Origin of the sequence: Pseudomonas sp. DR 5-09, assembly GCF_001655595.1 — a bacterium.
Classification (GTDB): Bacteria; Pseudomonadota; Gammaproteobacteria; order Pseudomonadales; family Pseudomonadaceae; genus Aquipseudomonas; species Aquipseudomonas pharyngis.
Genome location: NZ_CP011566.1, coordinates 3,476,840 through 3,490,788, shown reverse-complemented (window position 1 = coordinate 3,490,788; position 13,949 = coordinate 3,476,840). Strand labels below are relative to the sequence as shown.

12 protein-coding genes are annotated in these 13,949 nt (G+C 59.8%); 4 read left to right on the top strand and 8 right to left on the bottom strand.

Going from position 1 to position 13,949, the window contains the following annotated elements; genetic code table 11:
- Positions 1-197: 197 nt before the first annotated feature.
- Entirely contained in the window at positions 198-2,441 is a 2,244-nt protein-coding gene (locus PDR5_RS15540) for an autotransporter outer membrane beta-barrel domain-containing protein (RefSeq protein ID WP_064596885.1), read from the top strand.
- 75 nt (positions 2,442-2,516) lie between these two features.
- Here PDR5_RS15540 and PDR5_RS15535 read toward each other — a convergent pair whose 3' ends face one another.
- From PDR5_RS15535 to PDR5_RS15520, 4 genes are all read right to left on the bottom strand, one after another.
- On the bottom strand, positions 2,517-2,999 hold the full coding sequence (locus PDR5_RS15535; RefSeq protein ID WP_064596883.1) for a hypothetical protein: 483 nt from the start codon (positions 2,997-2,999) through the stop codon (positions 2,517-2,519).
- Between the two features lie 163 nt (positions 3,000-3,162).
- Positions 3,163-3,804 carry a DUF1345 domain-containing protein gene (locus PDR5_RS15530; protein WP_011334304.1) on the bottom strand — a complete coding sequence of 214 codons (642 nt, stop codon included), beginning with the start codon at positions 3,802-3,804 and terminating at the stop codon, positions 3,163-3,165.
- Between the two features lie 79 nt (positions 3,805-3,883).
- Complete coding sequence (locus PDR5_RS15525) at positions 3,884-6,982, bottom strand: efflux RND transporter permease subunit (RefSeq protein WP_064596881.1); 3,099 nt, start codon at positions 6,980-6,982, stop codon at positions 3,884-3,886.
- A 15-nt stretch (positions 6,983-6,997) separates the two neighbouring features.
- Positions 6,998-8,155 carry an efflux RND transporter periplasmic adaptor subunit gene (locus tag PDR5_RS15520; RefSeq protein ID WP_064596879.1) on the bottom strand — a complete coding sequence of 386 codons (1,158 nt, stop codon included), beginning with the start codon at positions 8,153-8,155 and terminating at the stop codon, positions 6,998-7,000.
- A 263-nt stretch (positions 8,156-8,418) separates the two neighbouring features.
- Here PDR5_RS15520 and PDR5_RS15515 point away from each other — a divergent pair, with 263 nt between their 5' ends.
- On the top strand, positions 8,419-9,120 hold the full coding sequence (locus tag PDR5_RS15515; protein WP_007960391.1) for a response regulator transcription factor: 702 nt from the start codon (positions 8,419-8,421) through the stop codon (positions 9,118-9,120).
- Positions 9,121-9,124: 4 nt separating this feature from the next.
- Complete coding sequence (locus PDR5_RS15510; RefSeq protein WP_064596877.1) at positions 9,125-10,426, top strand: ATP-binding protein; 1,302 nt, start codon at positions 9,125-9,127, stop codon at positions 10,424-10,426.
- 52 nt (positions 10,427-10,478) lie between these two features.
- Here the strand turns inward: PDR5_RS15510 and pncA are convergent, their stop codons facing one another.
- The 4 genes from pncA to PDR5_RS15490 all read right to left on the bottom strand — a co-directional run bounded on the left by pncA (position 10,479) and on the right by PDR5_RS15490 (position 12,992).
- Positions 10,479-11,105, bottom strand: a complete 627-nt coding sequence (pncA, locus tag PDR5_RS15505; protein WP_064596875.1) for a bifunctional nicotinamidase/pyrazinamidase — start codon at positions 11,103-11,105, stop codon at positions 10,479-10,481.
- A 50-nt stretch (positions 11,106-11,155) separates the two neighbouring features.
- Positions 11,156-11,914 (bottom strand): anti-sigma factor family protein, encoded by a 759-nt coding sequence (locus tag PDR5_RS15500; protein WP_064596873.1) that lies wholly within the window; start codon positions 11,912-11,914, stop codon positions 11,156-11,158.
- The gene (locus PDR5_RS15495) at positions 11,911-12,396 is read right to left on the bottom strand and encodes an RNA polymerase sigma factor (RefSeq protein WP_103385203.1); all 486 of its coding nucleotides are present in this window, start codon (positions 12,394-12,396) and stop codon (positions 11,911-11,913) included. Before PDR5_RS15495 ends, PDR5_RS15500 begins: the two co-directional genes overlap by 4 nt.
- A gap of 62 nt (positions 12,397-12,458) precedes the next feature.
- On the bottom strand, positions 12,459-12,992 hold the full coding sequence (locus PDR5_RS15490) for a tetratricopeptide repeat protein (RefSeq protein ID WP_064596871.1): 534 nt from the start codon (positions 12,990-12,992) through the stop codon (positions 12,459-12,461).
- A gap of 158 nt (positions 12,993-13,150) precedes the next feature.
- Here PDR5_RS15490 and PDR5_RS15485 point away from each other — a divergent pair, with 158 nt between their 5' ends.
- Positions 13,151-13,924: a class I SAM-dependent methyltransferase gene (locus PDR5_RS15485; RefSeq protein ID WP_064596869.1), complete on the top strand. Its 774-nt coding sequence runs from the start codon at positions 13,151-13,153 to the stop codon at positions 13,922-13,924.
- Positions 13,925-13,949: the final 25 nt, after the last annotated feature.

The window sequence follows — 13,949 nt, the reverse complement described above, 5'->3', positions numbered from 1 at the left end:
CGGCAGACAGTGCGACCGGTGAGTCGGGCGTGCTGTCTGCTGTTACTTTGTTCACCGTATAAAAGTTTTATGGTGGACCTTTCCGAAGAAAAAAAGAGATTAATCCTACATAAATTGGCGCTATTTCAAGCTAGCTTAGCGAGCCTCGTTTTCATGGCCCTTTCTCCGTGGCCTGCCTTAAATAACAGGTGTTCACTATGCAAAGAACAGTATTGAATTTACTTCTACACGATATCCGTTGGGGGCTAGTGCTTTCATCGGTTCTGGCTCCGTTTTCGCAAATGGCCATCGCAGGAACTCTGATCGGAGGGACCACAACGATTACTGGAGGCACTCCCGAGGACTGGACGCTCACTTCCAATGCAACCTTGAATGTCAATGGTGCTGACACCTTGTTTATCAACACGGATGCTTCAGTACTCAATGTCAACGCGGGTAATACCCAACAAATTGCTGCCCGCAATGGTTCACAAGTTAATCTGAGCGGCGCGAACGTTTCAGGTGTAAGTGGTTTGGCAGCGGTGACACTTGTCAACAGCGATGGCAGCATTAAAAACAGCACGATCAATGGCAATCGGATCGGGCTCCAGGTTGTGCGTGACGCAAGTACCCTGACCGGATCGACTGCCACCGTAAGCGGCAAAAGCGTCATAACCGGCGTGACGGGCGGCGCATTGGTTAGCGCGTTCAGTCGTCTGGATATTGTCGACTCAACCCTTCAAGCAACGGGTGCCAGCAGTTATGGGTTGCGCCAGGCCAGCGGTCAGGCAACGGCAACGGACAGCACAATCAAAGGAGGACAAACCGGTGTAATCGTTGGGCTGGACGGTAACTCCATCCAGCCTGCGACACTGAGCCTTGCCAATACAACCGTTGAAGGCGTAACGGGCTCCGCCATTCTGGTCGACTTTGCCAACGCTGGATCGTCCAGAGCGACCATCACTCTGGACAATGCGAATCTGGTGGCAGGCAACGGCACGATACTGGATGTACGGGGCGGTGCAACGGCCTCGATGACGGTGAATAACAGTACCTTGAATGGCAATGTCATCAATGAAGCTGGCAGCACGGCTGAATTGGTATTGCAAAACAACTCGGCGCTGACCGGGCGTTTGGAAAACGTTTCTCATGCAACCATCAACGACACATCTCGTTGGGTTCTGGTGGGCGATGGCCAGATTGAAAACCTTACTTTGAACGGTGGCACCGTGCGCTTCGGCGCTGACAATGCTTTTTATCAATTGAACGTCGGGCAACTGGCGGGAGCTGGCCGTTTCGAGTTGGGCACTGACTTCACCACGGGTCAGACAGACTTGCTGAATGTGACGGGGACAGCGACGGGTCGCCATGAGCTCGCAATCAGCAGTTCCGGTGTTGATCCGGCGGCCGGTCAACCGATCCGGGTGGTTCAGACTGCCGGGGGCGATGCGGAGTTCTTCATGAATCGTCCTGTCGACCTTGGCACCTACTCATACGGTCTGGAAAAAAACGGCAATGACTGGATTCTTGACCCCACAACCAAAACGGTCAGCCCTGGAGCGCGTTCGGTGTTGGCGCTATTCAACACTGCGCCGACCGTGTGGTATGGCGAACTTGCCTCACTTCGTTCGCGCATGGGCGAGTTGCGTTTCAACGGTGGGCAAGGTGGTGCCTGGGGGCGTACCTATGGCAACAAATACAATGTCGCCGATGCCTCAGGTGTCGGCTACCAACAAACCCAGCAGGGTTTTACGTTAGGCGCTGATACTCCACTGCCATTTGGAGACGGACAATGGCTGATCGGCGTGATGGCAGGGCACAGCAAGTCGGATCTGAACCTGGATGGCGGCACTTCCGGCACGGTTACAAGCAATTATCTGGGAACCTACCTCACTTGGATTGACCCGCTCAGCGGTTATTACGTTGATGCTGTGCTCAAGGTGAACCGCTTTCGCAACGACGCAAAAGTCGGCTTGAGTGACGGTGGCAGGGCCAAGGGCGATTACGACAACACGGGACTGGGTGGTTCAGTCGAGCTGGGGCGGCACATCAAACTGGATGATGGTGTTTTCATTGAGCCCTACACCAAGTGGTCCGGCGTGGTCATTGAGGGCAAGCATTTCTCCCTGGAAAACGACATGCAAGCCGATGGCGACCGTACTCGATCACTCCTGGGTGAGGCCGGCATGACCGTGGGACGCACATTTGTGCTCGAACGCGATTTGAAAGTTCAACCCTACGCCCGTGTCGCGATGGCACACGAGTTCGCGAAAAACAATGAGGTCAAGGTCAACAACAATGTATTCAACAATGACTTGTCGGGCAGTCGAGGTGAACTGGCCGTTGGCGTGGCAATTGCCATGACCGACCGCCTGCAGGTGCACTTTGATGCGGACTACAGCAACGGGAAAAATATAGAGCGGCCAATAGGCTTGAATATTGGTGCCCGTTATAACTTTTAGACGACTCTGTAATAAGAGATCAATAAAAAAGGAAGCAATGCTTCCTTTTTTATTGCGTGCCAATATTCATGCGTCTCAAGCAACCTTCGAATTCTTATTGAATCCTGCGTTATAGACATCACCGCGTGCACTGAATTTTAGGTTGACCAGCAGCTCCACGTCTTCTTCGTCCTGATTCAGCAATACGACATTTGTCAATTCTCCCGAAAAAATGCTTTCTTCACTGTCAAATGCCAACGTTGCGACTCCGCTTTTCTGCGAATAAATCAAAGGCTCCGTCGATACAGTGTTATCGACAAAGGTGATACGGACCTGATTGGACTCTGGTGTGACAATGTATTCATCATTCGCCAAACTTCTACCGAACGAAATATAGATTTCTTTTGTTTTGTAGCTCGGGTGTGGTTCGCGATGCCTGGCAAACATGACCAAAGCTGAACCAAATGGAGGGGGAAATACTTTCGATGTCAGCTCTACCAGTTGAGCATTGAATGGCTTGTCAACGCCAACGGTTCCAGAGCAATTACCGGCCTTGGCCATGCTTTTGATATTTTTCATAAAAGTTGTCTCTGCATTGATGACATTTTGGATATCCAGGTAATGGAACTTCCCGGATTCCCTATCAGAGCGCTTAAGACCGGCGTTTGTAAACTGTCATACCTGACAGTTTACAAACCGAGAAAAAGGTGAAGCATGAGTGCTGTTCATGGAGTATTTTTTGTCAACCAAACAACCCTGCCGCAATGTTGATCGAGAACCCGAGAATCGCCGTGTTGAACACAAACCCGATCAACGACTGTGCCAGCACGATCTTGCGGATCTCTCGCGTGGCCACGCCGACATCTGCCGTCTGCACAGCGACGCCGATGGTGAACGAGAAGTACAGAAAGTCCCAGTAATCGGGTGTCGTCAGGCCTTCGGAAAAGCGTAGCGCCGGCTCCTTGCCGTCCCAGGTGTAAAACAGACGGGCGTAGTGGACGCAGAAGATCACCCCGATCAGCAGCCATGAGCCAATCACGGTCAATGCGGTAAAACCGTAGTGCAGGAGTTTTCGGGTGGTTTCCAGGTCCTTGCTGCCAGCCAGTTCGACAGTAATGGTCGCCAGGCTGGCCAAAGCGGCGATACAGACGACGAACAGCACCAGCCCGGCATTTTCATCCTCGACTTCGGCGATGCGTTTGACGTCCGGCGCTTTGGCGCGGATGGTCAGCCAAAGCATCAGGATCAGGTACGTCCAGATCCCGGCATTCCAGCCGATGAGGATTTTGCTGATGACGGAGTCGGCGGGTGTGAGCAGGCCGACGGCAAGCCCAAACAAAGCAGCGGCAGACAGGCGAGGGTGGGTACGGGCGAGGAAGCGCATGGGGACTCGATGGGCCAGGGCGGTTCAGACACCTTAGCCCAGCGCGGCGACCTCTGGCCACCGCGCCGGGAGCGCTCTATCAATCAGGCTTGGTGAACCGGCGTACAAGCTTGATTACGACAACGAAAAACACCGGCACGAAAATCACCGCCAATGTTGCGGTAATCATCCCGCCAATCACCCCGGTACCAATCGCCTGCTGGCTCGCCGAACTCGCGCCGGTGGCAATCGCCAGCGGCACCACACCCAGAATAAACGCGAGCGAAGTCATGACAATCGGCCGCAACCGCAGACGCGCCGCTTGCAGCGTGGCATCAATCAGATCGTGACCTTCGTCATACAGGCTCTTGGCAAACTCGATGATCAGGATCGCGTTCTTCGCCGACAGACCGATGATGGTGATCAGCCCGACCTTGAAGAACACGTCGTTGGGCATCCCGCGCAAAGTCACTGCCAGCACCGCACCGAGCACGCCGAGCGGTACAACGAGCAGCACGGAAGTCGGAATCGACCAGCTCTCGTACAACGCCGCCAGACACAGGAACACGATCAGCAGCGACAGCCCGAGCAGGATCGGCGCCTGGCTGCCGGACAAACGTTCCTGCAGCGACAGACCGGTCCATTCCTGACCCAGACCTTTCGGCCCTTGCGCCACCAGCCGTTCGATTTCCGCCATGGCTTCGCCGGTACTGTGGCCGGGTTTCGGCTCACCGGAAATCGAGATTGCCGGGTAGCCGTTGTAACGGGTCAGTTGCGCCGGGCCTTGAGTCCATGTGGCTCGCACGAATGCCGACAGCGGCACCATTTTCCCGGCGTCGTTGCGCACGTGCATCTTCAGCAGGTCATCGACCTGACTGCGACGGTCGCCTTCGGCCTGCACGACAACCCGTTGCATCCGCCCCTGATTGGGGAAGTCATTGACGTACGAGGAGCCGATGGCGGTGGACAGCACGTTGCCGACGTCGGCGAAGGAAATCCCAAGTGCATTGGCCTGCTTGCGATCCACTTCCAGCTGCACTTGCGGCGCTTCGGCCAGCGCACTTTCACGCACGTTCATCAGGATCGGGCTTTTCTCGGCGGCCGCGAGCAACTGGGTGCGAGCCTCCATCAAGGTCGCATGACCGAGGCCGCCGCGATCCTGCAGGCGGAACTCGAAGCCGCTGGACGTACCCAAACCATCCACCGGCGGCGGCAGCACGGCGAACGCCACGGCGTCCTTGATCTGGCTCAGGGCGATGTTGGCGCGGTCGGCAATCGAACTTGCCGAGTCGTCGCTGCCGCGCTGTGACCAGTCCTTGAGCGTGGTGAACGCCAGCGCGGCGTTCTGCCCGCTACCGGAAAAACTGAAACCGAGAATCACGGTGCTGTCGCCCACACCCGGTTCGCCGGCGTTGTGCGCTTCGATCTGCTCGACCACCTGCACCGTGCGGTTCTTGCTTGCACCGGGTGGCAGTTGAATGTCGGTGATGGTGTAACCCTGATCCTCGACCGGCAGGAACGAGGAGGGCAGGCGCGCGAAGCACAGGCCCAGGCCGACCAGCAACACAACGTAGATCAGCAGGTAACGACCGGTGCGTTTCAGCGCGTAACCGACCCAGGCCTGATAGCGATCGGTCAGTTGCTCGAAACGGCGGTTGAACCAGCCGAAGAACCCGGTTTTTTCGTGGTGTTCGCCCTTGGCAATCGGCTTGAGCAAGGTGGCGCACAGTGCCGGGGTCAAGGTCAGGGCGAGGAAGGCCGAAAACAGGATCGAGGTGGCCATCGACAACGAGAACTGGCGATAGATGACGCCCACCGAGCCCTGCATGAACGCCATCGGAATGAACACCGCCACCAGCACCAGGGTAATGCCGATGATAGCGCCGGTGATCTGGGTCATCGCCTTGCGCGTTGCCTCTTTCGGTGACAGGCCTTCGGTGGCCATGATCCGTTCGACGTTCTCCACCACCACGATGGCGTCGTCCACCAGAATGCCGATGGCCAGCACCATGCCGAACATGGTCAGCACGTTGATCGAGAACCCCAGCGCCAGCATGGTGGCGAAGGTACCCATCAGCGCCACCGGCACCACCAGCGTCGGGATCAGGGTGTAGCGGATGTTCTGCAGGAACAGGAACATCACCGCAAACACCAGCAGCATCGCTTCGCCGAGGGTGTAGACCACTTTGGTGATCGAGACCTTCACGAATGGCGACGTGTCGTAAGGAATCTTGTATTCCACGCCCGCCGGGAAGTAGCGCGACAGTTCATCCATCTTCGCCCGGATCAAGGTCGCGGTGCTGAGGGCGTTGGCGCCTGGCGACAGTTGCACACCGACGGCGGTGGACGGCTTGCCGTTAAGACGGGTGCCGAACTGGTATTCCTGGCTGCCGATCTCGACCCGCGCCACATCCTTGATGCGCACGGTGGAGCCGTCCGGGTTGGCCTTGAGCACGATGTCGGCGAACTCTTCCGGCGTCGACAATTGGCCCTTGACCAGAATCGTCGCGGTGATTTCCTGGGTGCTCGGGTTCGGCAGATCGCCGATGCTGCCCGCCGAGACCTGGGCATTCTGCGCAACGATGGCGGCGTTGACATCAGCGGGTGTCAGGTTGAAACCGATCAGCTTCTGCGGATCGACCCAGATCCGCATCGCCCGCTCGGCGCCATACAGTTGGGCCTTGCCGACACCGTCGATGCGCTTGATCTCGTTCATCACGTTGCGCGCCAGGTAATCGCTGAGCGCCACGTCGTCGAGCTTGCCGTCGCTGGAGGTCAAAGTGATCAGCAACAGGAAGCCGGCGGAGACTTTCTCCACCTGCAAACCTTGCTGATTGACCGCTTGCGGCAGGCGTGACTCGACTACCTTCAGGCGATTCTGCACATCAACCTGCGCCAGCTCCGGGTTGGTGCCCGGCTGGAACGTGGCCTTGATCGTGGCGCTGCCGAGGCTGCTTTGCGATGCGAAGTACAGCAGGTGATCGGCGCCGTTGAGCTCTTCCTCGATCAGGCTGACCACGCTTTCATCGACGGTCTGCGCCGAGGCGCCCGGGTACACGGCGTAGATTTCGATCTGCGGCGGCGCGACGTCGGGGTATTGCGCCACCGGCAATTGCGGGATGGCCAGCGCACCGGCCAACAGGATGAACAACGCGACGACCCAGGCGAACACCGGGCGGTCGATAAAGAACTGCGGCATAGAAGAGCGTCCTGCTTACTGACCAGAGGTCTGGGCAAGTGGAAGAGGGGTGTCGTCGATCTGCACCACTTCGCCCGGACGGGCATGTTGCAGGCCTTCGATGACAATGCGGTCGCCGGCCTTCAGGCCACCGGTGACGATCCAGCGGTCGTTCTGCACAGCGCCAAGCTGCACCGGCTGCTGGGCAACACGCATCTGATCGTCGACAGTCAGGACTTGCGCTACACCGGCGCTGTCACGCTGTACCGCGCGTTGCGGCACGGTGAGACCGTGCTGGATCACGCCTTGTTCCAGGCGCACGCGAACGTAGCTGCCGGGCAACAGATCGAGATCCGGGTTGGGGAACTCGCTGCGCAGGATGATCTGCCCGGTGCCCGGATCGACCGTGATGTCGCTGAACAGCAACTTGCCCGGCAACGGATAGAGGCTGCCGTCGTCCTGGATCAGCGTGGCCTTGACCTGATCCTGGCCGACCTGCTGCAACTGGCCGGAACGAAATGCCCGGCGCAGTTCATTCAATTCGCGGGTCGACTGGGTGAGGTCGGCGTGGATCGGGTTCAGTTGCTGGATCAGCGCCATGGGCGTGGTTTCGTTCTGGCCGACCAGCGCGCCTTCGGTCACCAGGGCACGACCGACGCGGCCGGAAATCGGCGCGGTGACGGTGGCGTAACCGAGGTTCAGCTTCGCGCGCTCGACGGCTGCCTTGTTGGCGGCAACGTCAGCGGCGGTCTGCCGGGCGTTGGCGCGGGCGTTGTCGTAATCCTGAGCGCTGATGGCCTTGTCTTCGATCAACTGGGCGTAGCGCTGCTCCTGCAGTTTTGCCTGGAACGCGTTGGCCTCGGCCTTGCGCAGCGCGGCTTCGGCGCTATCGAGGTCGGCCTTGAACGGCGCCGGATCAATGCGGAACAGTACGTCGCCCTTTTTCACGTCGCTGCCTTCGCGGTAGGTACGTTGCAGTACCACGCCGGCGACCCGGGCGCGGACTTCGGCAATGCGCGGCGCGGCAATCCGCCCGCTCAGTTCGCTGCTGATCGACAGGGGGCGCGCCTCAAGGGTTTCGATCCGCACGGTGGCCGGCGGCGCCTGTTCCTCGGCGTTCGAGGATTTATCACAGGCACTCAGCGTCAGCGCCAATGCGATCAGGCCGAGACCGGCCAGCAGATTCTTCGACATGTACAACCCCCAATATTGATCTGCGCATCCTACGGACAGTCGCCGAGGGTAGCGGTGAAGCTTTGTAGGCGCTGTGTGAAATTGTGTAAGGGTTTTGCTCAGGGACGGGTGAGGGCGTATATCCTTTACGCCTTGATATTTATTGCGACAGATAAAGCATCGCGAGCAGGCTCGCTCCCACAAGGGATTGCATTCCAAATGTGGGAGCGAGCCTGCTCGCGATAGCGGACGATGGGTCGCCACTGTATTTCTGGATCACCTCAATGCCCAACATCCTCCTGGTCGAAGACGACACCGCCCTCGCCGAACTGATTTCCAGCTATCTGGAACGCAACGGTTACTCCGTCAGCGTGATCGGTCGTGGCGACCATGTGCGCGAGCGGGCACGGCTCAATCCGCCGGACCTGGTGATTCTCGACCTGATGCTGCCGGGGCTCGACGGTTTGCAGGTCTGTCGCCTGTTGCGCGCCGACTCGGCAACGCTGCCGATCCTGATGCTCACCGCCCGTGACGACAGCCACGATCAGGTGCTGGGCCTGGAAATGGGCGCCGACGATTACGTCACCAAACCCTGCGAGCCGCGCGTCCTGCTGGCTCGGGTGCGCACATTGCTGCGGCGCAGCAGCCTCGGCGAGCCGATGACCGCCAACGACCGGATCCTGATGGGCAATCTGTGCATCGATCTGTCGGAGCGCACGGTGACCTGGCGCGAACAACCGGTCGAGCTGTCCAGCGGCGAATACAACCTGCTGGTGGTGCTGGCCCGCCACGCCGGTGAAGTGCTGAGCCGCGACCAGATTCTGCAACGTCTGCGCGGCATCGAATTCAACGGCACCGACCGCTCGGTAGACGTAGCGATTTCCAAACTGCGGCGCAAGTTCGACGACCACGCCGGCGAGGCGCGGAAGATCAAGACTGTGTGGGGCAAGGGGTATCTGTTCAGCCGTTCCGAGTGGGAATGCTGATTCGATGTTCAGAATCCTGTTTCGCCTCTATCTGGTGACGATCGTCTCCTACAGTGCGGCGATCTATCTGGTGCCGGATCTGGTGGTGATGGCGTTCAAGCAGCGATTCGTCACCTACAACCTCGACTATTCCCGTGGCCTGCAATCGTTGATCACCAAGCAGTTTCGCGCGGTGCCGCAGGGTCAGTGGCCGGCGCTGGCAGCGTCGATGGACAAGGATTTCCAGCCGCTGCACATCGTGCTCGCCCGTATCGATGACCCTGGCTTCACCGCCATCGAGCAAGAGCGTCTGCGGCGCGGCGAGAACATGGTGCGGGTGGGCGACTGGGGCTGGCGCACGCTGGCGGTCACGCCGCTGAATGACGAAATGGCAGTGCAGATGGTGGTGCCGCCGGATCCGATGGACGTGAATCTGTTGTACTGGAGCATCAACGTGCTCATCGGCGCGAGTCTGCTGGCGTGCCTGTTGCTCTGGTTTCGTCCGCACTGGCGCGATCTGGAACGCCTCAAGGGCACCGCCGAACGTTTCGGCAAGGGCCATTTGAGCGAGCGTACGCAGATTGGCGCAAGCTCGAACATCGGCAGCCTGGCCAACGTGTTCGACACCATGGCCGGCGACATCGAAAACCTGCTCAACCAGCAGCGGGACCTGCTCAACGCCGTGTCCCACGAGCTGCGCACGCCGCTGACCCGTCTGGACTTCGGCCTGGCGCTGGCGCTGTCCGACGACTTGCCGCAAGCCAGCCGCGAACGCCTGCAAGGGCTGGTCGCGCACATCCGCGAACTGGATGAGCTGGTGTTGGAGTTGCTGTCTTACAGCCGTTTGCAGAATCCGGCGAAGTTGCCCGAGCAGGTCGAGGTGTCGCTGGACGAGTTCATCGACAGCATTCTGGGCAGCGTCGACGAAGAGCTGGAATCCCCGGAAATCGTCATCGATGTGCTGCTGCACAATCAGCTGGAACGTTTCACCCTCGACCCACGCCTGACGGCCCGTGCGATTCAGAACCTGCTGCGCAACGCCATGCGCTATTGCGAAAAACGCATTCAGATTGGCGTGCAGGTCTGCCCGAAGGGCTGTGAGATCTGGGTGGATGATGACGGGATCGGCATTCCGGAAGACGAGCGGGAGCGGATTTTCGAGCCGTTTTATCGACTGGATCGCAGCCGGGATCGGGCCACTGGCGGGTTTGGACTGGGGTTGGCGATCAGCCGTCGGGCGCTGGAGGCCCAGGGCGGGACGTTGACGGTGGAAGGTTCGCCGTTGGGCGGGGCGCGGTTCAGGCTCTGGCTGCCAACCCCCGTTTAGCACTCGTGACGATCGTTCCCACGCTCTGCGTGGGAATGATCAGTGTTCTGGATTAGAGGATCTCAGTCGACTGGATCAATCCAACTCCGGCCACTTGCATCCGCTCGATCGCCGCCGCCAGTGATCCATTCAAATCAATCGCCCGGCACGCATCCAGCACCACAAACGCATTGAACCCAGCCGCCCGCGCATCCAGCGCGGAGAACATTACACAGAAATCCAGCGCGAGACCGACCATATACACCGTGTCGATCCCGCGTTCCTTCAGATAACCGGCCAGACCCGTAGTCGTGACGCGGTCCGCTTCCAGAAACGCCGAATAGCTGTCGATGTCCGGGTTGCAGCCCTTGCGGATGATCAATTGCGCATGGGGAAGATCAAGTCCCGAATGAAACTCGGCACCGTGTGAGCCCTGAATGCAGTGATCCGGCCAAAGCGTCTGCTCGCCATACGGCAGTTGAATCACGTCATAGGGCTGACGGCCGGGATGGCTGGTCGCAAACGAAGCATGTCCGGCCGGGTGCCAGTCCTGGGCAATGACCACTTGCGTGAACTGCCCGGCGAGCCGGTTGATCAGCGGAACAATCAAATCACCTTCCGGCACGGCCAGTTGGCCGCCGGGAATGAAGTCGTTCTGCACGTCGATGACCAGCAGGGCTGTGCGTGGCGAAATCGGCATAAATCCATCCTTCTTGGAAAATCACCCGAGCAGCATAGTGACAAAATTCTTTAAACGTTCAGCCTGGTCTTAAACATTTTCGCCATGTCTTCCAGCTCGGAAGCCGGGTGATGGCCGATCAGCATCCAGGCGTGCTCGCGTTCGGTCCAGTACACCACGTTCATCCCGTGACGGCGCTCATGGGCCAGCGGCTGGCTGCCGCTGTTGGTGCGCGTGACGCACAGCGCCAGCGGGCCGTGGGTGGCGTCGAGCCAGGTCATCTGGGCGATGGGCACGCCGTCATACTCGAGCAATTGCGCGCGTTTGAACTGCGCGCCGGGCAGTTTGAGTTTCGCCGGCGACAGGCTTACACCCAGCCGCGCATCGACGGTTCGCAACTGCGCCAGTTGCGAGGCTTCATCGGTGGGCAGATGTTCGAGGGTCTGCGGCACATACAGCGCCATGTAATCGCCCACCAGTTCGCGCCAGTTGTGCGATTGCTGCGTTTGCCATGCCAGGAACAAGCGGTCCGCCGCGACAGCCGCGAGCGCCACGCCCGCTGCCGCCGCGCCGATGAACCAGCGTCGGCTGAAACCGGGTTTCTGCGGTGACGGCGCGGCATCGAGCCGGGCCTGCAAACGGTCGAGCGGCGCCTGTTGCGCCTGTTCGTCATAGGCGGCCTTGAACGGCAGGGTGCTGCGGCTCAGCCATTGCACCCGCAAATTCAGCAGTGGATCGTCGGCGATGAGGCCGTCGAGTTGGCTGCGCTGTTCGCGGTCCAGTTCATCGTCCAGATACGCCACCAGTTGCTCGTCGGAAGGCGTATTCATTGCCGGTCTCCTGCGGGGGTGTTCGGTACCGCTTGCAGCGGCGGGTATTCGGCCAGCTTCAGGCGCGCGGTGGCCAGGCGGCTCATGACCGTGCCGATCGGCACTTGCAGGATCTCGGCGACTTCGCGGTAGGACAGGCCTTCAACGTAGGCCAGATAAACCGTTTCACGTTGAGTTTCCGGCAGCGCATCGACGCGGCGGATCACCTGCGCGGCCATCACATGAGTCTGCGCGGCGTATTCGCCATCGAAGGTCAGCTGCCTGTCGGCTTCCGTCACGCCTTGGCCCTGGCGCACCCGGCGGGCGCGCACTTCGTTGAGCCAGATCGAATGCAGGATGCTCAGCAGCCAGCGATCCATGCGCGTGCCGGCCACGTACTGGCCCGAACGCTCCAGCGCCCGCACGCAGGTGGCTTGCACCAGATCCTCGGCCACGTGCCGATTGCGCGACAGCAGCAAGCCGTAACGCCACAGGCGCGCCAGGTGTTGCCCGAGTTCGGCTCTGAAGGCCTGATCGCTGAAAATGTTCGCCTCCGCGTGTCGTGTCAGGTTTTCGATGAATCGTTGATGGCTTCGGCCAGGTCCCGGTATTCCTCGCAGGTCGTGCCGCAGATCTTCTGGATGTGCTGCAACTGCTCCTGCGCCAGATCGACGCGGCCCTTGATGACGTAAGCCTCGCCCAAGTATTCGCGGACCTGCGCGTACTGCGGATCAAGCTTCACCGATTGCAGGTAATAACCGATGCCTTCGTCGGTGCGCCCCAGTTTGCGCGTCGCGTAACCGCGATAGTTGAGAGCCTTGGCGGTGTTCGGTTGTTCCAGCGTATCGAGCAGGGCCAGGGCTTCTTCATAGCGGCCGGCCTTGGCCAGGCGGTAGGCGTAATCGGTCCGGTCGGCGTCGGGCACCAGATGGCTGGTCTGCATCACGCACTTCTGCGTTTTGGTGTCGAATACCTGGCCTTTGGGGCAGTTGGGTTTCTGCACCGGCGCCTCTTCATCGCCATTGGCGAAGGCGAGGGGGCTCGCGAAAGCGGCGGCTACCAGCAACGGGGCGGCGAACATAACGGAACGGATAGTCATGGGCAAGGCTCCACAAGGGGTCATGTTTCACTTTGAACACCGCAGGGTGAACATTTATTCATTGCTTTGTCAGGCTTTGTTAAAGGAAAGCCGTTTTTCCGGCGCTATGCTGGTCAGCGTTCGTCGTCGATCTGCAGTTCTAACATGGGAGTTTGGCCATGAAAGATCAGGTTCACCACTCGGCCGCCAGCGGCTACAAAACCGCCGCCGACACCTACGTCAAAGGCCGGCCCGACTACCCGCCGGCCGTCAGCGAATGGCTGACCGGCACACTGGGCCTCGATGCCCACAAGACTGTTATCGACCTCGGCGCCGGCACCGGCAAGTTCACCGGACGGCTGGTGGCGACCGGCGCCCAGGTGATTGCCGTAGAGCCGGTGGCGCAGATGCTGGAAAAACTGTCGCTGGCCTGGCCGCAGGTATTGGCCGTCAGCGGCACAGCAACGGATTTGCCGCTGCCCGACGCCTCGGTGGATGCCGTGGTGTGCGCGCAAGCCTTTCACTGGTTTGCCCGTACCGAAGCCCTGGATGAAATCGCCCGGGTCCTCAAGCCGGGTGGCAAGCTGGGCCTGATTTGGAACCTGCGCGACACCCGGATCGACTGGGTGCCCAAGCTGGACGCCATCGTCAATGCGCTGGAAGGCGACACGCCGCGCTTCTACACCGGCGAATGGCGCAAGGCCTTTCCCCATCCGGCGTTCGGGCCGTTGCAGGCGCAGCATTTCCAGCACGGGCATACCGGCGCGCCGGAAGATGTGATTTTCAACCGGGTGCGCTCCACCAGTTTCATTGCCGCGCTGAGCGATCAGCAGCGCGCGAAGATCGACGAGCAAATTGCTCAACTGATTGCCGGCGAGCCGCAGCTGCGGGGCAGGGAGATAGTGACGGTGCCTTACGAGACCGCCGCCTTCGTGGCGGTGAAGAACGGCTAGAGTCCCGCATTTGGCCGAACCGCCG

Excerpts from the sequence above, each read along its gene's own strand:
- PDR5_RS15540 (WP_064596885.1), top strand. The coding sequence starts at position 198 with ATGCAAAGAACAGTATTGAATTTACTTCTACACGATATCCGTTGGGGG.
- PDR5_RS15535 (WP_064596883.1), bottom strand. The coding sequence starts at position 2,999 with ATGAAAAATATCAAAAGCATGGCCAAGGCCGGTAATTGCTCTGGAACC.
- PDR5_RS15530 (WP_011334304.1), bottom strand. The coding sequence starts at position 3,804 with ATGCGCTTCCTCGCCCGTACCCACCCTCGCCTGTCTGCCGCTGCTTTG.
- PDR5_RS15525 (WP_064596881.1), bottom strand. The coding sequence starts at position 6,982 with ATGCCGCAGTTCTTTATCGACCGCCCGGTGTTCGCCTGGGTCGTCGCG.
- PDR5_RS15520 (WP_064596879.1), bottom strand. The coding sequence starts at position 8,155 with ATGTCGAAGAATCTGCTGGCCGGTCTCGGCCTGATCGCATTGGCGCTG.
- PDR5_RS15515 (WP_007960391.1), top strand. The coding sequence starts at position 8,419 with ATGCCCAACATCCTCCTGGTCGAAGACGACACCGCCCTCGCCGAACTG.
- PDR5_RS15510 (WP_064596877.1), top strand. The coding sequence starts at position 9,125 with ATGTTCAGAATCCTGTTTCGCCTCTATCTGGTGACGATCGTCTCCTAC.
- pncA (WP_064596875.1), bottom strand. The coding sequence starts at position 11,105 with ATGCCGATTTCGCCACGCACAGCCCTGCTGGTCATCGACGTGCAGAAC.
- PDR5_RS15500 (WP_064596873.1), bottom strand. The coding sequence starts at position 11,914 with ATGAATACGCCTTCCGACGAGCAACTGGTGGCGTATCTGGACGATGAA.
- PDR5_RS15490 (WP_064596871.1), bottom strand. The coding sequence starts at position 12,992 with ATGACTATCCGTTCCGTTATGTTCGCCGCCCCGTTGCTGGTAGCCGCC.
- PDR5_RS15485 (WP_064596869.1), top strand. The coding sequence starts at position 13,151 with ATGAAAGATCAGGTTCACCACTCGGCCGCCAGCGGCTACAAAACCGCC.